General features: G+C 61.7%; 14 protein-coding genes. 8 read left to right on the forward strand and 6 right to left on the reverse strand.

Annotated elements, in window-relative coordinates; translation table 11 throughout:
- Positions 1–85: 85 nt before the first annotated feature.
- Positions 86–862, reverse strand: a complete 777-nt coding sequence (locus tag JJJ17_RS04380; protein ID WP_200684043.1) for an FkbM family methyltransferase — start codon at positions 860–862, stop codon at positions 86–88.
- Between the two features lie 337 nt (positions 863–1,199).
- Here JJJ17_RS04380 and JJJ17_RS04385 point away from each other — a divergent pair, with 337 nt between their 5' ends.
- The 8 genes from JJJ17_RS04385 (at position 1,200) to JJJ17_RS04420 (ending at position 9,760) form a co-directional block, all read left to right on the forward strand.
- Complete coding sequence (locus JJJ17_RS04385) at positions 1,200–2,399, forward strand: aldose 1-epimerase family protein (protein WP_200684044.1); 1,200 nt, start codon at positions 1,200–1,202, stop codon at positions 2,397–2,399.
- Between the two features lie 125 nt (positions 2,400–2,524).
- Complete coding sequence (locus JJJ17_RS04390; protein ID WP_200684045.1) at positions 2,525–3,463, forward strand: DMT family transporter; 939 nt, start codon at positions 2,525–2,527, stop codon at positions 3,461–3,463.
- The gene (locus JJJ17_RS04395; protein WP_234463863.1) at positions 3,463–4,278 is read left to right on the forward strand and encodes a glycosyltransferase; all 816 of its coding nucleotides are present in this window, start codon (positions 3,463–3,465) and stop codon (positions 4,276–4,278) included. Before JJJ17_RS04390 ends, JJJ17_RS04395 begins: the two co-directional genes overlap by 1 nt.
- A 531-nt stretch (positions 4,279–4,809) precedes the next feature.
- Positions 4,810–5,181, forward strand: a complete 372-nt coding sequence (gene rpsL, locus JJJ17_RS04400) for a 30S ribosomal protein S12 (protein ID WP_022705687.1) — start codon at positions 4,810–4,812, stop codon at positions 5,179–5,181.
- Positions 5,182–5,193: 12 nt separating this feature from the next.
- Complete coding sequence (rpsG, locus tag JJJ17_RS04405) at positions 5,194–5,664, forward strand: 30S ribosomal protein S7 (RefSeq protein WP_200684047.1); 471 nt, start codon at positions 5,194–5,196, stop codon at positions 5,662–5,664.
- Positions 5,665–5,681: 17 nt separating this feature from the next.
- Entirely contained in the window at positions 5,682–7,805 is a 2,124-nt protein-coding gene (fusA, locus tag JJJ17_RS04410) for an elongation factor G (protein ID WP_200684049.1), read from the forward strand.
- 79 nt (positions 7,806–7,884) lie between these two features.
- A complete protein-coding gene (gene tuf, locus JJJ17_RS04415) occupies positions 7,885–9,060 on the forward strand; it encodes an elongation factor Tu (RefSeq protein ID WP_200683667.1) in 1,176 nt (391 codons plus the stop codon).
- A gap of 103 nt (positions 9,061–9,163) precedes the next feature.
- Complete coding sequence (locus JJJ17_RS04420; protein ID WP_200684051.1) at positions 9,164–9,760, forward strand: histidine phosphatase family protein; 597 nt, start codon at positions 9,164–9,166, stop codon at positions 9,758–9,760.
- Between the two features lie 7 nt (positions 9,761–9,767).
- Here JJJ17_RS04420 and opgC read toward each other — a convergent pair whose 3' ends face one another.
- The 5 genes from opgC to JJJ17_RS04445 all read right to left on the reverse strand — a co-directional run bounded on the left by opgC (position 9,768) and on the right by JJJ17_RS04445 (position 18,321).
- Positions 9,768–10,919: an OpgC domain-containing protein gene (gene opgC, locus JJJ17_RS04425; protein ID WP_200684053.1), complete on the reverse strand. Its 1,152-nt coding sequence runs from the start codon at positions 10,917–10,919 to the stop codon at positions 9,768–9,770.
- Positions 10,916–13,021 (reverse strand): glucans biosynthesis glucosyltransferase MdoH, encoded by a 2,106-nt coding sequence (mdoH, locus tag JJJ17_RS04430; protein ID WP_200684055.1) that lies wholly within the window; start codon positions 13,019–13,021, stop codon positions 10,916–10,918. The genes opgC and mdoH overlap by 4 nt, the downstream gene beginning before the upstream one ends.
- Positions 13,018–14,598: a glucan biosynthesis protein gene (locus JJJ17_RS04435; RefSeq protein WP_200684057.1), complete on the reverse strand. Its 1,581-nt coding sequence runs from the start codon at positions 14,596–14,598 to the stop codon at positions 13,018–13,020. Before JJJ17_RS04435 ends, mdoH begins: the two co-directional genes overlap by 4 nt.
- Positions 14,599–14,745: 147 nt before the next feature.
- The gene (gene ptsP / locus JJJ17_RS04440) at positions 14,746–16,998 is read right to left on the reverse strand and encodes a phosphoenolpyruvate--protein phosphotransferase (RefSeq protein ID WP_200684058.1); all 2,253 of its coding nucleotides are present in this window, start codon (positions 16,996–16,998) and stop codon (positions 14,746–14,748) included.
- 66 nt (positions 16,999–17,064) lie between these two features.
- Positions 17,065–18,321, reverse strand: a complete 1,257-nt coding sequence (locus JJJ17_RS04445) for an aspartate kinase (protein WP_200684059.1) — start codon at positions 18,319–18,321, stop codon at positions 17,065–17,067.
- Positions 18,322–18,334: the final 13 nt, after the last annotated feature.

Consider the following 18,334-nt stretch of genomic DNA (forward strand, 5'->3'; position numbering starts at 1 on the left):
AGAAAGGCCCGGCATTGCGCCGGGCCTTTTTCGTTGGCTGATTGGTATCGTCAGATCGCCGGGGCGCACCTGTCCTGCCGCGCGGTCAGGGCTGTACCTTCGCTTCGGTAGAGGGGTTCGTGTGATAGATCGACGTGTCATAGCAATGTGACACGCAGATATATCCAATGCTGGTCATGAACTCGCGGGTGTCGCTTGTCCGGCCATTCTTGAAATTGAAATCCTCGACGCAGATATAGTCCGGCCGGTATTTCGACCAGTCATTCGTCTGCAATGCCTGAATGTCGAAGCCTTCGATATCGACGTTCATGATGTCGATATGCTGACCCGGTGGCACATTCGCGTCCAGTATCTCGCGCAGCGGAACCGGCGACATTTCCTGCTTCGACAGCACCTCGAACTTCTTCTCAAGCCGTTGGGTCTTTTCTTCATGCGCGGTGCTGCGCGTTTCACCTTTGAAGATGGTGAAGGTCAGCGGCTGCTCGGTCCGCTCGCCGACAAGCGCGTGGATATTCCTGTCATTCGGACGGAATTTGTTGAACAGATCAATCGTGTCCTTGTTGGCGTCGATATTCACGCCATGCCAGCCAAGTTTGTGAAACAGATAGGTGTTGGAAATGCGGATCGGGTGATGCGCGCCGACATCGACGTAAAAGCCGTCTTTCTTGGCGCCGACAAACCGGCGCAGCACCGCGTCCTCGGCGCTTTGCCCCCAATGGGTGATTGCAAATTTCCGGCGCTTCTTGTTCGGCGGCCCTTTCGGCTCTGCCCCGGCCTGCGATTCCTTCTGCCCGCTTGCACCGTCTTGCGCCTCATCCTGTGCCGCAGAAGACTCCGCCTTTGGCGTGGGCTGCAAACTCATCACGTCCTCCCGGGGCAAATCGCCCGTCAGTTGAAATATGAGGGGAAGTCTATCCACACCCCAACCCATCCACCAATAGCCAGTTTCCCGACCCCACATGTTTTCGCCTATGTCGGGTTTCGGTCCGAAGAGGCATTGTTGCAAACGATGCCACCTGATAGCGCTAAAAATTCTCGTTGCATGGACTTTTCAACCGTGTAGCGTGGCGCTTTGATAGCGAAATCATGCAGACGAATGATGGATCGATCTCGTCCAGGTGGCAGGTGGGAAACGCCGCGCGGATGAGTTTCCAGGAGTAAACGTAAAGATGAAAGCAAGCGGACCTGAGTTGCGCGAGATGACAGGAACCCTCGTCACCGCTGTGACAGCGCCTCCGACTGCCCTTGCCGAGACCAGCGAGCTGCTGATCGATGTCGGTCAGAACCGCAATCTTGGCGAATGGCGGATCAGTTCGGACGACTGGGACCCCGCAAGCAGGATCAAATGGTCGGTGTCCCTGAAGACGCTGCATGGCGGTCGTCAGGAAGGCGTGCAGGTGCTTGAGGTCGATAACGGCAGGATGCGTTTCCGCGTCGTGCCGACCCGAGGCTTCCACGTCTGGGACGCCCATAGCGACGACATCCGCCTTGGCTGGGATTCGCCGGTGCAAGAGATCGCGCATCCTCGCTATATCGACCTGAATGATCGCGGCGGGTTGGGCTGGCTGAACGGCTTCGGCGGCTGGATGACCCGCGCCGGGATCGGCTTTTTCGGCGCGCCGGGCAATGACAACGGCACGCCGCTGACGCTGCACGGCAATATCGACAACACCCCGGCCAGTTTGGTCGAGGTCAGCTTCCGCGCTCTGCCAGAGCCGACCATTGTGGTAAAAGGCATCGTCAACGAGACCCAGATGTTCGGCCCGGCCCTGCGCCTCACCAGCGAGATTTCGACCCCGGTCGGCTCTGCCTCGATCCGCTTCGAGGATCAGATCACCAATCTGAAGGGCATCCCGCAGGAATACGGCAATCTTTACCACACGAATTTCGGCGCGCCGTTGCTGGGCAAGGGCGCAAAGTTCATTGCGCCGGTCCGGACGATGGCCCCCCGAAATGCCCGCGCTGTCGAGGGCATGGCGGGGTGGAGCGATTTTGCCGGTCCCGGCGATGCCGATTATACTGAACAGGTCTATCTGGCCGAGCTTTTCGCCGATGCGGATGGCATCAGTCAGGTCATGCTGAAATCGCCCGACGGCACCAAAGCCGCGCGGATGAGCTTCGATCTGGCAGGCTCGCCCTATTTCAGCCTCTGGAAGAACGAGGGGCCGGAAGGCACTGGTTATGTCACCGGCCTCGAACCCGGCACCGGCTATCCCTATAACCGCAGCGTCGAGCGGGCAGGGGGGCGCGTTCCGGTTCTGCAATCCCATGCAAGCGCAAGATCGACGCTGCAGGTGGACCTGCTGACCAGCGCCGCCGAGGTGGCAAAGGCGCAGGCAGAGATCGAGGCGCTGCAGATCGCGGAGCCCCGGATCAGCAACACGCCTCTGGTTCCGTAACCCGCCCGTACCGCCGGGATCGTCCGGCACATCATGGCGAAGATGTGTCAGGACAATCTTGGGACTTGCCCAAATCTTCGGCATTTCCTAACGCTTGCATAATCTGCAAGTAGCGGTCCCCAAGCATGCGCACGCCCATCATCTCTCCCATCCGGCGCGTGCGCCCTGCCTCGATCCGCCCCGAGGGTCCGCAGCCGGGTGAAAACCTGCGCGGTGCAGCGCTGATGACGCTGTCGATGATCAGCTTTACCTGCAACGACACGGTGATGAAGTTCGTCACGCAGGACATGCCGCTGTATCAGGCGATCTTCCTGCGCGGGCTGGTGGTGATGGCGCTGCTGTTCGTGCTGGCATACCGCGATGGTGGCCTGTCGATGCGGCTTGGGCCGGGCGACCGCTGGCCGATGGTGCTGCGGCTGATCGGAGAGGTCGCCTCGACCGTGCTGTTCCTCAACGCGCTGCTGCATATGGCAATCGGCGATCTGTCGGCGGTGATGCAGTCGCTGCCGCTGGTCGTGATGGTCGCGGGCGCGCTGGTCTTTGGCGAGCAATTGGGCTGGCGCCGGATCAGCGCCTGTATCGTGGGCTTTCTGGGCGTGATGATCATCCTGCGACCGGGCGGCGCGGATTTCGATGTCTGGGCGGTGGTCGCGCTGGCCTCGATGCTGATGGTGGCCCTGCGGGATCTCTCCACCCGAAAATTCAGCCGCAACGTCGCCTCGACGACGATCTCTTTCTATGCCGCCGCTGCCGTTGTCGCCATGGGCCTTGGCGGCACACTGATCGAGGGCTGGATCACCCCCGATCTGCAACATCTGCTGCTTCTGCTGCTGGCCGGTGCGTTTCTTGCGGTCGGCTATATGTCGGCGGTCAGCGCCATGCGCGTGGGCGAGATTTCCTATGTCGCGCCGTTCCGCTATACCTCGCTCCTGGTGGCGATCATTGCGGGCTTGATCGTCTTTGGCGAATGGCCTGATATCTGGACATGGCTTGGCGCGGCCTTGGTTGTCGGCGCGGGTCTTTATACGATCCTGCGCGAGGCGCAGTTGGGGTGGAGACGCTGATGAAGGTTCAGATGCTGGGACTGTGCCGCTTCTCCTATCTGGGGCTGCGCGGGTTTCAGACCGACCATGACAGCATCGAGGCCCGTCGCGCTTATCTCTACGACCCTCTGCGTCTGGCCCGCCGCTGGCTGTGGTTCACCGAGGTGGCGCTGCCCGCATGGGCCCGTCAGACCGATCCCGATTTCACGCTGGTCATCATGACCGGCCCCGACCTGCCCGAACCTTACCTGTCGCGGCTGCGCGAATTGACCGAACAGATCCCGCAACTGCGGCTGGAGCTGGTGCGGCCAATGCAGCACCACCTGCCAGCCTGCCGCGCGGCGATTGCCCCCCATATCGATCCCGAGGCCGAGGTGATCGGCCATTTCCGCCATGACGATGATGACGCGGTGGCGGTCGATTACATCGCCTCGGCCCGCAAGGACTTCAACCGGGTCAAGGGGCTGTGGAAGGTGGAACAGCGTCTGGCGCTGGATCATTCCCGGGGGCTTATCCTGAAAGCCGGGGCAGGGGGGCTCACCCTGACGCCGCGTATCTGTCACAATATGGGCGTGGCACTGACCATCTTCCTCGCGCCGGACATGGCCGAGACGGCGCTGACCTATGACCACAGCAAGCTGCCGCAATGGATGCCGGTCGTCTCGATCACCCGGCCGGTAATGTTCCTGCGCTCGATCCATGCCGACAGCGATTCCGGCGATATCGGCCCCGGCCTGCCATGGGAGATCGAGGAAGGCGGCACCGACCGCCTTCTGAAACAGCGCTTCGGCCTGAAGCGCGCCGCGCTGGAAAAGTCGCTGACGGGACTTAGCTGAACTCGGTCATCACGGCGCGGTAAATGATGCCCTACGCAACACCCACCGTTCGCAAGCTGTGTACGCCCTGTGCACAACCTGTGCATGCGCGGTGGACGCCTTGTGCAGCCAAATCCCCAGCATTTGCTGCCTGAAACCACATGGCCGCTTCTTCGTTGCAAAAATACCGGATGCAACACCCGCAACCCCTCGCCACGCCTCTTGGAAAAGCCCGGACCAGCGCCTAGATGGATCGGGACGGCACGCCATATGGGCGCGTCCGGCACCCTCGGCATGGCCGGGTGGTTCTGTTGACAGCACCCATGATTCCCCATATATCCCGCGCACCCGCCGGGAAACCGTATCGGGGACCAGAACCTTTGTTGGTCACGATCCGGGCCTTCTAACGCCCCGATCCTCTGGAATTATCCCGTCCAACCCTGGAAAACCGGGGCCGGGCGGGTTTGGCATTTCGTGATTCGCACGGAATGCCGTCGAGAAGCAGTGCAACCGATGGTTGCGAGTATTGACGAAAGCAAGACGGGGAACCGAATGCCGACGATTCAACAGCTGATCCGCAAGCCGCGGCAGCCCAAAGTGCAGCGCTCGAAGTCGCAGCACCTTCAAGGATGCCCGCAAAAACGCGGCGTCTGCACGCGCGTCTACACCACGACGCCGAAGAAACCGAACTCCGCTATGCGTAAGGTCGCCAAGGTGCGCCTGACGAATGGCTTCGAGGTCATCTCCTACATTCCGGGCGAAAAGCACAACCTGCAGGAACACAGCGTCGTGCTGATCCGTGGCGGTCGTGTAAAAGACCTTCCGGGTGTCCGTTACCACATCCTGCGCGGTGTGCTGGATACCCAGGGCGTCAAAGATCGTCGTCAGCGTCGTTCGAAATACGGCGCCAAGCGTCCGAAATAAGGAGAGGCTTCCATGTCACGTCGTCACGCTGCTGAGAAGCGCGAAGTCCTGCCCGACGCCAAATTTGGCGATCGCGTGCTGACCAAATTCATGAACAACCTGATGGTTGACGGTAAGAAATCTACCGCCGAGCGCATCGTTTACAGCGCTCTGGACCGCGTCCAGACCCGTCTGAAGCGCGAACCGATCGAAGTCTTCCACGAAGCCCTCGACAACGTGAAACCCTCGGTCGAGGTTCGTTCGCGTCGCGTTGGTGGTGCTACCTATCAGGTCCCGGTCGAGGTTCGCCCGACCCGTCGCGAAGCGCTGGCAATCCGCTGGCTGATCACCGCGGCGAAAAACCGTAACGAAAATACCATGGAAGAACGCCTTGCAGGCGAGCTGGCCGATGCCGTCAATGGCCGCGGTACTGCCGTCAAAAAGCGCGAAGACACTCACAAGATGGCCGACGCGAACAAAGCGTTCAGCCATTACCGCTGGTAACGGAAGGAAGGCCCTTTATGGCACGCGAATATCCGCTAACGCGGTACCGGAACTTCGGGATCATGGCCCACATCGATGCGGGCAAGACCACGATGACCGAACGCATCCTGTTCTATACCGGCAAGAACCACAAAATCGGTGAGACGCATGACGGCGCCTCAACGATGGACTGGATGGAGCAGGAAGCCGAGCGCGGCATCACCATCACCTCGGCGGCAACGACGACCTTCTGGCAGCGCCACGAAGATACGGAATTCACCGAGGATCAGGCACAGCGCAACCGCTTCAACATCATCGACACGCCGGGCCACGTTGACTTCACTATTGAGGTTGAGCGTTCGCTGGCTGTTCTTGATGGCGCGATCTGTCTCTTGGATGGTAACGCTGGCGTCGAGCCGCAGACCGAAACCGTGTGGCGTCAGGCTGACCGCTACAAGGTTCCGCGGATCGTGTTCGTCAACAAGATGGACAAGATCGGCGCGGATTATTTCAACTGCGTGCGCATGGTCAAAGACCGCACCGGCGGCACCCCGTGCCCGATCGCTCTGCCGATCGGCGCCGAGGACAAGCTGGAAGGCATCATCGATCTGATCAAGATGGAAGAGTGGGTCTGGAAGGGTGAAGACCTCGGCGCCAGCTGGGTTCGTCAACCGATCCGCGAAGAACTTCAGGATCTGGCAGTCGAATGGCGCGCCAACATGATCGAACTAGCCGTCGACATGGATGACGCTGCCATGGAAGCCTATCTGGAGGGCAATGAGCCCGACGAGGCGACCTTGCGGGCTCTGATTCGTAAGGGAACGCTGTCGCTTTCGTTCTTCCCGATGATGGCTGGTTCTGCGTTCAAGAACAAAGGTGTGCAGCCGCTGCTGAACGCCGTTGTGGACTTCCTGCCTGCGCCGACCGACGTGCCTGCCTATCTGGGCTTCGCACCGGGCGACGAGACCGAGACCCGCAACATCGAGCGTTCGGCCTCGGACGATCAGCCCTTCTCGGGTCTGGCGTTCAAGATCATGAACGACCCCTTCGTTGGTTCGCTGACCTTCACGCGCATCTATTCGGGCGCGCTGAAGAAAGGCGATCAAATGCTGAACTCGACCAAAGGCAAGCGCGAGCGCGTTGGCCGGATGATGGTCATGCATGCCATCAACCGCGAGGAAATCGAGGAAGCATTTGCCGGCGACATCATCGCGCTGGCAGGTCTGAAAGACACCACCACGGGCGACACGCTCTGTGATCCGGCCAAGCCGGTGGTTCTGGAAACCATGACCTTCCCCGAGCCTGTGATCGAAATCGCCGTCGAGCCGAAGTCGAAAGCCGATCAGGAAAAGATGGGCCTCGCCCTTCAGCGCCTGTCTGCCGAAGACCCGTCCTTCCGCGTCGAAACCGACATCGAGTCGGGCCAGACGATCATGAAGGGCATGGGCGAGCTTCACCTCGACATTCTCGTCGATCGCATGAAGCGCGAGTTCAAGGTCGAGGCGAATATCGGTGCGCCGCAGGTGGCTTACCGCGAGACCATCTCGCAGCAGGCTGAAATCGACTACACGCACAAGAAACAGTCCGGTGGTACCGGTCAGTTCGCGCGTGTGAAGCTGGTCATCACGCCGACCGAGCCGGGCGAGGGTTACTCGTTCGAATCGAAAATCGTCGGTGGTGCGGTTCCGAAGGAATACATTCCGGGCGTCGAGAAGGGCATCAAGTCGGTCATGGATTCCGGTCCGCTGGCAGGCTTCCCGGTCATCGACTTCAAGGTCGCGCTGATCGACGGTGCGTTCCACGACGTCGACTCGTCGGTGCTGGCCTTCGAAATCGCTGCTCGTGCAGGGATGCGTGAAGGTCTGCGCAAGGCCGGTGCGAAACTGCTGGAACCGATCATGAAGGTCGAAGTTGTGACGCCGGAAGAATATACCGGCTCGATCATCGGCGATCTGACCAGCCGTCGTGGCATGGTTCGTGGGCAGGACAGCCGCGGCAACGCGAATGTCATCGACGCCTTCGTGCCGCTGGCCAATATGTTCGGCTACATCAACAATCTGCGCTCGATGTCTTCGGGCCGCGCAGTGTTCACGATGCAGTTCGACCATTACGAGGCCGTGCCGCAGAACATCTCGGACGAGATCCAGAAGAAATACGCATAACGGCGGTGCGCTTCGGCGCACCCTACCAACCCCGTAGGGTGTGTGCTTCGCACGCACCGTCATTGAAAGGAGCTTTGCAATGGCAAAGGCAAAATTTGAACGGACGAAACCGCACGTCAACATCGGGACGATTGGTCACGTTGACCACGGCAAGACGACGCTGACGGCGGCGATCACCAAATACTTTGGTGAATTCAAGGCATATGACCAGATCGACGGCGCGCCGGAAGAGAAAGCCCGCGGCATCACCATCTCGACCGCGCATGTGGAATACGAGTCGGATGCGCGTCACTACGCTCACGTCGACTGCCCCGGCCACGCTGACTATGTGAAGAACATGATCACCGGCGCGGCACAGATGGACGGCGCCATTCTGGTGGTGAACGCTGCCGACGGCCCGATGCCGCAAACGCGCGAGCACATTCTGCTGGGCCGTCAGGTCGGCATTCCCTTCATGGTCGTTTACCTGAACAAGGTCGATCAGGTGGATGACGAAGAGCTGCTGGAACTGGTCGAGATGGAAGTGCGCGAGCTGCTGTCGTCCTACGACTATCCGGGCGATGACATTCCGATCATCAAAGGCTCGGCTCTGGCTGCTCTGGAAGGCCGCGATGCCGCCATCGGCGAGGATTCGATCCGCGCGCTGATCGCTGCTGTCGACGAATACATCCCGACGCCCGAGCGCGCCGTGGACCAGCCGTTCCTGCTGCCGATCGAAGACGTGTTCTCGATCTCGGGCCGCGGCACGGTTGTGACCGGCCGGATCGAGCGTGGCGCCGTCAACGTGGGTGACGAACTGGAGATCGTGGGCATCCGCGACACCAAGAAAACCACCTGCACCGGCGTGGAAATGTTCCGCAAGTTGCTGGACCGCGGAGAGGCTGGCGACAACGTCGGCGTTCTGCTGCGCGGCATCGACCGTGACGGCGTCGAGCGTGGTCAGGTTCTGGCCAAGCCGAAATCGGTGACGCCGCACACCCAGTTCGAAGCAGAAGCCTATATCCTCACCAAAGAGGAAGGTGGCCGTCACACGCCGTTCTTCGCGAACTACCGTCCGCAGTTCTACTTCCGCACGACGGACGTGACCGGGACCGTGAAGCTGCCGGAAGGCACTGAAATGGTGATGCCGGGCGACAACCTGAAGTTCGAAGTCGAACTGATCGCTCCGATCGCGATGGAAGAGAAACTGCGCTTCGCAATCCGCGAAGGCGGCCGCACCGTCGGCGCCGGCGTGGTGTCGAAGATCATCAAGTGATCCCGTAGGGTGCGTGCTTGGCACGCACCTTGCTATCAACCAGAAAAGGCCGCTCCATCGGGGCGGCCTTTTTCGATTCGATCCGATGGATGAGCACTTGCCGATGACCTATCCCGACCTCTACCTGATGCGACATGGACAGACCCTCTGGAATGCAGAGCAGCGAATGCAGGGGCGGCTCGATTCCGCGCTGACCGAACTTGGCAAGACACAGGCCGCTGCGCTTGCCCCGCTTGTCGCGCCGGTCGAAGGGCAGCGTTGGGCCAGCCCGCAGGGGCGCGCGATGGCGACCGCTGATCTGGTTTTTGCGGGCAGCGATTACCGCACCGATCCGCGACTGGTCGAGATCGATGTCGGCGACTTCTCGGGCCATCGTTTCGACGATCTGCGGACCCGCCATCCCGAAACCTTCGCCGGGGATCACTGGGCCTGGTATGACCGCGCGCCGAATGGCGAACATTTCGCCGGGCTTGAGGCGCGGGTCAGGTCATTTCTGGACGAATTACAGGGACCAGCGGTGATCGTCACCCATGGGATCACGCTCAGAATGATGCGTCTTGTCGCGATGGGCCGGTCGGTCGCACAGATCGGCGAATTGCCATTGGAGCAGGGGGCGGTCCATATCGTCAGGTCGGGGCAGCACGAGACATGGCGGGTTGATCCGCTGAAATCTGCGCCGCCGCCCGATCCCGCCGGATAACCTCAGGTCAAGGCTTTTGCGGCATCCCGGCTGCGGCCTTGCGATCCTGCCGGGCCTTCTTCCACGGCGCGCCGTAGGCCAGCCAGATGACCGACAGCCACCACAGCGTCAGAATGGCCCAGGCATCGACGGTCAGCAAACGCCATAGCGGCTGATCGCCGGGGTTCATCTGGAAAGCATCGCCCACCACCGACAACAACACGCACATTATGAAGGACCAAAGCCCGCCCTTGCCAATCTCTTGCAGGGCGACGCCGCCGCGCGTTGCGGCGATCTTCTCCATCACGCTGGCGAAGGGGACGGCGACCAGCCAGGTCGCGCCCATGATCGCCAGATAGCGGGTGAAATCCATGTTCCATTTGTCGATGGAGCCGCCATAGATCACCTTCAGCGCATTGCGCACCGGCAGCGCATCCTCGCCGAATTGCAGGGCGATCAGGATCGAGCAGCCGAACAGGAAAAAGCCCGCAGCGACGATGGTGACGATGCGGCGATAACTGAGCAGCACCGGCATGAAGCGGTGCCGGAACAGGCCCATCGCGACGCCGGAATAGAACAGCAACTGCCAGCCGAACGGGTTGAACAGCAGACCGCCGCTGGCCCGGTGGTTCGGAACCTGCACGTTCAGATCGATCGCGAACCACCACAGCACAAGCGAACCGGCCGCGAATGCGAACGGCCAGCGTTGCAGAACCGGCACCAGCAGCGGCGCCGAGGCGATCAGGATCACGTAAAGCGCCAGCACATCCAGCAGGTTCGGTTGCAGCCACATCGTCGCCAGCGTGCCGAGATAGCCGAACGGGTTTTCAAGCACCCAGATGGCGTATTGGAACCAGACGGCGGTATGCTCCAACCCGATATAGCGCAGCCAGGCCGACAAAAGCGCCATGGCGAAGCCGCCGATGATCAGCGCGCGCCAGACCTCGAACGCGCGCCAGGCAAAGCGTTTTTGCGCGGCGACGCGGCCCTGTTTCTTCTCGACGCTCAACCAGACCATGCCGACAAGAAAGCCCGAAAGCAGCACGAACAATTCCGCAGCATCGAAGACCGAGAAATTGGCCAGCGTGAAATTCCGCAGCGGGGACAATGGCATATGGTCCACCATGATGCAGACCAACGCGTAGCCGCGCAGCATATCGAGGGCAATCAATCGCTTCATGCGGGTAGGGCGCTCCACTTCTGCAGCAAGGCAGGGTTGGACACCAACGCGTCAGTTTCTTCCCGGTTCAAAAAGGACAAGGCTTCTGACTGAGTGGAGGCATTGGCGATCTTGGCATCGGCGGTGATCTGCGGAAGGCGCTGACCGACCGGCAAATCGGTGCGGTCGGGAAGCATCCGCAGATGCCGGGCCAGAAGGTCGGGATTGCGGCCAAGTTGCAGGATCGCCTGCGCACCGGCCAGTGGCCGGGGCAGGGCGCGTCCGGCGGCATTGGCGGCGCTGAGGAGCGCAGGAGGATCGCGTTCCTCGGGTGTGACCAGCAGGCCGCGCATCCGCGCCCAGCGGCCAAAGACCGGGCTGGCCGACAGCCGAGAGGTGAAGGGCGACAGGATCAGCCCGGCGAGGATCGGTGACAGCCAGATCAACTGACCGGGCGAAAAGCGGGCCAGCACGATCAGCGTGCCGATGCCCAGCAGGACGTGGATCCAGTGGCGGCGGATCACCACAGACCAGTCGGGCATAGAGCCGGCGCGCACCTGTGCCTGCCAGCCGCTGTCATGGCCGCTGAGGATTTCGTAAATCTGCCGGGTCTGGATCAGCATCTGCACCGGGGCGATCAGCGCCGAAAGCAGGTTTTCGAACATGGCGCTGGCGAAGATGCGAACCGGGCCGCCCGAATTGCGCGCCAGCGGGCGCATCCATGCGCGGAAGGTGGCGATCAGTTTCGGGATCAGCAGCAGGCTCATCGCGGCAACGAACAGCCACAGCATGCGGCGGGCGTCAAAGACCGGCCAGTCGGGGAAAAGCTGATAGGCGTTCGGGAAATATTCGGGCGTGGACAGCAGCACCGTGGCCGACAGGACCAGACCCACCAGCAGCAGCGCCAGCCAGATCGGGCTCATCAGAAAGCCAAGAATGCCGATGATGAAATGCGCAAGGCTGATGCCGCGCAGGCCGCGCATCCCCATCAGGCGGGAATGCTGCAGATTGCCCTGCGCCCAGCGGCGTTCGCGGGCGGCCATGTCCAGAAGCGTCGGCGGGCTGCCTTCGTAGCTGCCGCGCAGATCGTGATCCAGCCGCACCTTCCATCCGGCGCGGCACATGGCGGCGGCCTCGACGAAATCGTGGCTGAGGATGGTGCCGCCAAACGGAGGCTTGCCGGGCAGGCGGGGCAGGCCGCAGGATTCGGCGAAAGCCTGCATGCGGATCATCGCATTGTGGCCCCAGTAATTGCCGGTATTGCCCGACCATGCCGACACCGCGCGGGCAATCATCGGGCCATAGACGCGGCCTGCAAACTGGGTCAGGCGGGCGAAGATCGTCTCGCCGCCGATCAGGATCGGCATGGTCTGGATCAGGCCCATGTCAGGATCGCCGTTCATCCGCGCCGACATCGCCTTCACCGTCTCGGCGGTGATCACGCTGTCTGCATCCAGCACCACCATCTGGTCATAGCGGCCACCCCAACGACGCACGAATTCGGCCACATTGCCGGATTTGCGGTCCTCGTTGGTGACACGCCTGCGATACCAGATCGGCACCGGAGAGGTCTCTCTCGCCGCTGCAACCGCCAATGTCTCATTGACCGCCATGGCTGGGTCGCGGCTGTCAGAGAGGACGAAAAATTCGGTCCGGTCGGCGATTCCGGCGCGGCCGATATCCTGCGCCAAGGCGGATAGCAGGCCGATGCTTTCCGTCGGATCTTCGTGATAGACCGGCATGATCACCACGATGCGGGCATCATTCGGACCATCGGGCGTGGTCAGATTTGGTGCGAACAGTCCCGCAAGGACCGAACAGAACGAAAAGCCCACCCAGCCAAAGGTCGGCACGAACAGCGCCAGCAACGCCCACTGCATCGGCGTCGGTGTCTCGCCAAAGGTCAGCAGCATCTGTTGCAAGCCGATCCCGGCGATTGCCGCGGCACCGCCAAAGGCGATCAGCCGGGCCAGCCAGACGCGGATGCCGTTCCGGGGCAGGCGCGCATGCATTACAGGGCGTTTCCCGAAATCCTGCGGCAGCATTTCAAGCGGCGCTTCCGGTGGCGTCGGCGCCTCTATCGCGGGGGCTTCGGCGTGGTCCTGTTGCAGGGGCACGGTCATGCGGTCCAGCGCGCCAGCCAGGTTTCGCTCAGCGGCACGCCTTCGCTGTTGGTCAGAACGGCCTGAAGATCGGCCATCGTCGCATCTCCCGGCTCGAACTCGAAACCAAGGCGCAGCACATCCTGTTCCGGCAGCGGTTTCAGATAGGCATGGACGATATTGCCAGACGAGGTTGTCACCTTCGACTGTGGCAGATCGCCGGTGAACAGCGCCCGGTCAAAATCGACGATAAAGGTCCGCGTCGTCTCGACATTGACGGTCCGGCCTGACCGCACGTCGCGAACCTTGGCTAAGGGCAGGTCATTCGGCGGCAGGGTCAGGAAACTGAGCCGATAGCGGAATTCGTGACGGGTGCCGCGCGCCAGCGGCTCTTTCGGCAGCCAGTAGCTGACGATGTTGTCGTTGAATTCATTCTCGACCGGGATCTCGATCAGACGAACCTCGCCTTCGCCCCAATCGCCTTCCGGCTGAATCCACGCCGAGGGGCGTAAGTGATAGCGAGCCTCGGCATCCTGATAGTCGATGAATTCGCGGTGGCGTTGCACCAGACCGAACCCGATCGGGTTCTTGTCCACGAAGGACGAGATTTGCAGGTTCTTCGATGCGCCCAGTGTCCGCCACAGCGCCAGATCGCCGCCGGTATGCATCTGCAACCCGTCGCTGTCATGGACGGCGGGGCGATAGTCGTCCACCTGCCGACGGCTGGCCGGGTTGAACCAGAACATCGAGGTCAGCGGCGCGATGCCGGTATTTTGCAGATCGACGCGCGGGAAGATGGCGGTGCGGACGCGGATCATCGTGACGGCGCCCGGATTGACGTCGAACTGGAAGGCGGCAGTTGTCGATTTGCTGTCCAGAATGGCGTGGATACGCACCCATTCCGAGGTTTCCGAGGGCTGGTGAATCCAGAAATCGGTGAAAAGCGGGAACTCCTCGCCGTCCGGGCTACCGGTCTTGATCGCCATGCCGCGCGCCGAAAGGCCGTAAAGCGTGCCACGCGCGACGGCGCGGAAATAGGTCGCGCCCTGAAAGACCAGAAATTCGTCCATGACGCCGGGGCGGTTCAGCACGGTTCGCAGCCGGAAGCCGGACCAGCCCATATCGCCCACGGTTTCCAGATCTACCCCATCGGGGAATTGCGACTGGTCGAACTCCAGCAGGTTCGGATCGAATTTCAGCTCTTGCGGAATGCCGTCGCGGACAAGATTGATCTTGACCGGCTCATAGAAGATCGCGCCCGGCGGCAGCAAATCCATGGCGAACTTGCTGCTGTCGCCCAGCGGGTTGGCGTCGCGCTTGAAGCGGATGCCGCGATAGCGGTCATAGCTGAGATCAGAGAAGCTGCCGACCTGCTCGGCCACCGGCTGCGTGTAAACGCGGGTCGAGCGTTCGGCGGCAAGGGCCGCGACCTCTTCGAAGCCGAAGACGGTCGGTGCCGGTTCGGGCGCGTCGTCGGGCTGACTATTCGCGGACTCGGAATCGGCCTGGTCCTCGGACTGGGCTTGCACCTGAGTAGCGGTGAATGCGCCACCCGCAGCGATTGCGGTGGCAGCGTTGAGGAATTGACGACGCTTCATATCAGCTGTTGCTAGCCCTAAAACCGTTTCATCATAGGTGGCCCGCTATGTGTCAGCAAGGCGCACAGGGTCAAGACGCACGCCGCAATTGTTTGGTTTCGTCATGCGTTACGTCAAACTTTGGCCGAATCTTGCCTGTTCGTGGCCTTATCGCTGGTTCCGTGCCAGCCATTCCGTCACCGGACGCCTCAGATTGGGCATACCGGCATCCAAGGCCTCATAGATCACCGACTGTAGATCCTGCAAGGAAACTTGCCGAATCAAATGCTTGACCGGACCGATCGAGGCAGGCCGCATCGACAAGCGGTGAATGCCCAAAGCGGCAAGAGTCAGCGCTTCAATCGGTCGGCCCGCATCTTCGCCGCAGAAGGACAGCGGCACATGCGCGTCGGCGCAACGGTCAACAATCTGGCGCAGCATCAGCAGGAAAGAGGCGCTGAGCGTGTCATAGCGACGGCGCACCCGTTCATTCTCGCGGTCGGCGGCGAAGAAGAACTGTTTCAGGTCATTACCGCCGATCGAGACGAAATCGCACATCTCGAAGAATTTCTTCGGTGCAAAGGCCAACGCCGGGGTTTCCAGCATCGCGCCCACGCGGATGTCGCTTGGCATATCATGGCCCAGCCGTTGTTCGCGCGACAATTCCTGCATCAGGATGCGATAGGCCTCCTCATATTCGGTGATGTCGGCAATGAACGGGAACATCACATGCAGGGGGCGCCCGACCGAGGCGCGGATCAGCGCCTGCACCTGCATCCGCAGCACGCCGCGCTTGTCCAGACCCACGCGGATCGCCCGCCAGCCCATCGCCGGGTTCGGCTCGTCCTGCGGCTTCATATAGGGCAGCACCTTGTCCGAGCCGATGTCCAGCGTGCGGAACATCACCGGCTTGCCCTTGGCATTGTCCATGACGCGCGCATAAAGCGCCGCCAATTCGGCCCGGCGGGGGACATGGTTGCGGATCAGGAACTGCAACTCGGTCCGGAACAGGCCGACGCCTTCCGCACCGGAACCTTCCAGCGAAGGCAGATCGGCCATCAGACCGGCATTCATATACAAATGAATGCTGGTGCCGCAAAGGCCGGTCGCGGGCAGGGTGCGAAGGCTGGCATAGCGGTTCTGCGCCTCGGCCTGCATGGCGATCTTGTCGCGGAAAGCGATGGCGACGGATTCCTCGGGGCGCAGATGGACGATGCCCTGATCGCCATCGACAAGGATCGCGTCGCCGTTCAGCGCCTCGGTGGTGATGCGATTGGCGTGGATGACCAGCGGGATCGCCAAAGCCCGGGCCACAATCGCCGCGTGACTGCCGACCGAGCCTTCCTCAAGCACCACGCCCTTCAGCTTGCGGCCATATTCCAGCAATTCGGCAGGGCCGATATTCCGCGCGACAAGGATCGGATTGGCCGGCATCTCGGCCCCGGTATCGGTGCCCTGTCCGGTCAGGATCCGAAGAAGCCGGTTCGAGAGATCGTCAAGATCGTGCAGCCGGTCGCGCAGATAGGGATCGGCTGCCATTTCCAGCCGCGCCCGCGCCGCCGATTGTTCCTTTTCGACCGCCGCTTCTGCGGAAAGGCCAAGCTGGATATCCTCTTCCATCCGCTTCAGCCAACTGCGCGAATGGGCGAACATCCGGTAGGTTTCCAGAACCGCCATATGCTCGCCATCGCCAACGGCATCGGCGGCAGAGACCATGGAATCGACGGTGCTGCGCAGCCGCTCGATCCCCTCGTGAAGGCGCTGCAATTCGCGGTCGGGATCGTCGCCGACAGGGTTCGCGATGACCACGCGGGCCTCGTGCAGCCATACCTGCCCCTCGGCCGCGCCTTCCTGCGCGGTTGCGCCCCGGATCATCAGCGGGAAACGGTGGGCCAGCGGCAGGCTGTCGCTTTGGCTGCCCTGAAATGCGCCAAGCTCGGTCATTTCGGCCAGCACCATGGCGACGACTTCCAGCCCGTAAAGCTCGTCCTCGCTGAACTCGCGCGAGTCGCGGGACTGCACCACCAGCACGCCCAGCTTTTCGCCGACGCGCTGGATCGGCACGCCAAGGAAGGCGGGGAAGACCTCTTCGCCGGTTTCCGGCATGAAGCGGAAGCCGGGTTCTGCGGGGGCGTTGGCGGTGTTGATGTAGCGCCCGGTTTTGGCGACGCGACCGACCAGACCTTCGCCCAGACGCAGACGGGTCTGGTGAACGGCGGCGGCGCGCAGACCTTCGGTCGCGCTGAGTTCCAGCGTTTCGGGATCGCGGAACAGGTAGATCGAACAGACCTGCGTGCCCATCGAATCGGCGATGTTATGGGTGATCTGGTCCAGCCGGTCCTGACCGCCGCCAGCGGCGGCCAGAATATCTTTCAGCCGCTTCAGCAGCTTGCGTGAGTCGCTGTCTTTGCGGTCTTGCATCGCGTAAGTCCGCCTCCGATTTTTCGCGATGGCCGCTTGGGCCTTGCGCCGCTAGGGGCTGTGCTGTCAGGCCGTTTCGAGGCCAAAGGCATCATGCAGCGCCTGCACGGCCAGTTCCATATACTTCCGGTCGATCAGCACCGAAATCTTGATTTCGCTGGTCGCGATCACCTTGATGTTGATGTTTTCATCAGCCAGCGCCTTGAACATCATCGCCGCAACGCCGGTATGGCTGCGCATGCCGATGCCGACGACGCTGACTTTGGCGACCTCGGTATCGACGACCAGTTCGTCATAGGCGATCGAGCCTGCGGCGCGCGCCTCTTCCATGGCTTTCTTCGCCCGCTCGACCTGATTGATCGGGACCGAGAAGGTCATGTCGGTCACCGAACCGGGGTGATCGTCGTAATCTTTTTCCGAGATGTTCTGGACGATCATGTCCACATTCACACCCGCATCGGCCAGAGGCGCGAAGATTGCGGCGGAAATGCCGGGGCGGTCCTCGACCGTCACCAGCGTGATCTTGGCCTCGTCGCGGGAATAGGCGACGCCGTTGACGACTTTCGATTCCATGATTTCATCCTCATCGCAGACCAGCGTGCCGGAGGTTTCATCCGTATCCTCGAACGAGGATAGCACGCGCAGGCGGACCTTGTAGCGCATTGCCAGTTCGACCGAGCGCGTCTGCAAGACCTTCGCCCCCAGACTGGCCAGTTCCAGCATTTCCTCGAACGCGATCTTTTGCAGCTTGCGCGCTTTCGAGGCGATGCGGGGATCGGTCGTGTAGATGCCATCGACATCGGTATAGATATCGCAACGCTCTGCCTCGAAGGCGGCGGCGAAGGCGACGGCGGTGGTGTCCGAGCCGCCACGGCCCAGCGTCGTGATCCGGTGATCGGGGGCGATGCCCTGAAAGCCCGCGACCACGGCGACCTTGAAACCCTCGGCGAATTTCTGGTCCAGATTGGCGCGCGGAATGTCCACGAAACGCGCCGAGGAATGGGCTGCGGTCGTGTTGATCGGCACCTGCCAGCCCTGCCAGCTTCGCGCGGGCACACCCATTTCCTGCAGGGTCAGGGCCATAAGACCGGCAGTGACATTCTCGCCGGAACTGACGACGGCATCATATTCGCGCGCATCGAACAGGGGCGAGGTCTGCTCGACCCAGCCGACCAACTCATTGGTCTTGCCCGACATGGCGCTGACAATGACAATGACGTCGTAACCGCGATCCACCTCGCGCTGCACCTTTTGTGCAGCGTTGCGGATGCGGTCCAGATCGGCAACCGAAGTCCCACCGAATTTCATCACCAGAAGCGGCATCGTGGGCCTCCAG

Source organism: Paracoccus caeni (assembly GCF_016629665.1).
Taxonomy (GTDB): Bacteria; Pseudomonadota; Alphaproteobacteria; order Rhodobacterales; family Rhodobacteraceae; genus Paracoccus; species Paracoccus caeni.

Coding starts and splice junctions, on each gene's coding strand:
- JJJ17_RS04380 (WP_200684043.1), bottom strand. CDS start 862: ATGAGTTTGCAGCCCACGCCAAAGGCGGAGTCTTCTGCGGCACAGGAT.
- JJJ17_RS04385 (WP_200684044.1), top strand. CDS start 1,200: ATGACAGGAACCCTCGTCACCGCTGTGACAGCGCCTCCGACTGCCCTT.
- JJJ17_RS04390 (WP_200684045.1), top strand. CDS start 2,525: ATGCGCACGCCCATCATCTCTCCCATCCGGCGCGTGCGCCCTGCCTCG.
- JJJ17_RS04395 (WP_234463863.1), top strand. CDS start 3,463: ATGAAGGTTCAGATGCTGGGACTGTGCCGCTTCTCCTATCTGGGGCTG.
- rpsL (WP_022705687.1), top strand. CDS start 4,810: ATGCCGACGATTCAACAGCTGATCCGCAAGCCGCGGCAGCCCAAAGTG.
- rpsG (WP_200684047.1), top strand. CDS start 5,194: ATGTCACGTCGTCACGCTGCTGAGAAGCGCGAAGTCCTGCCCGACGCC.
- fusA (WP_200684049.1), top strand. CDS start 5,682: ATGGCACGCGAATATCCGCTAACGCGGTACCGGAACTTCGGGATCATG.
- tuf (WP_200683667.1), top strand. CDS start 7,885: ATGGCAAAGGCAAAATTTGAACGGACGAAACCGCACGTCAACATCGGG.
- JJJ17_RS04420 (WP_200684051.1), top strand. CDS start 9,164: ATGACCTATCCCGACCTCTACCTGATGCGACATGGACAGACCCTCTGG.
- opgC (WP_200684053.1), bottom strand. CDS start 10,919: ATGAAGCGATTGATTGCCCTCGATATGCTGCGCGGCTACGCGTTGGTC.
- mdoH (WP_200684055.1), bottom strand. CDS start 13,021: ATGACCGTGCCCCTGCAACAGGACCACGCCGAAGCCCCCGCGATAGAG.
- JJJ17_RS04435 (WP_200684057.1), bottom strand. CDS start 14,598: ATGAAGCGTCGTCAATTCCTCAACGCTGCCACCGCAATCGCTGCGGGT.
- ptsP (WP_200684058.1), bottom strand. CDS start 16,998: ATGCAAGACCGCAAAGACAGCGACTCACGCAAGCTGCTGAAGCGGCTG.
- JJJ17_RS04445 (WP_200684059.1), bottom strand. CDS start 18,321: ATGCCGCTTCTGGTGATGAAATTCGGTGGGACTTCGGTTGCCGATCTG.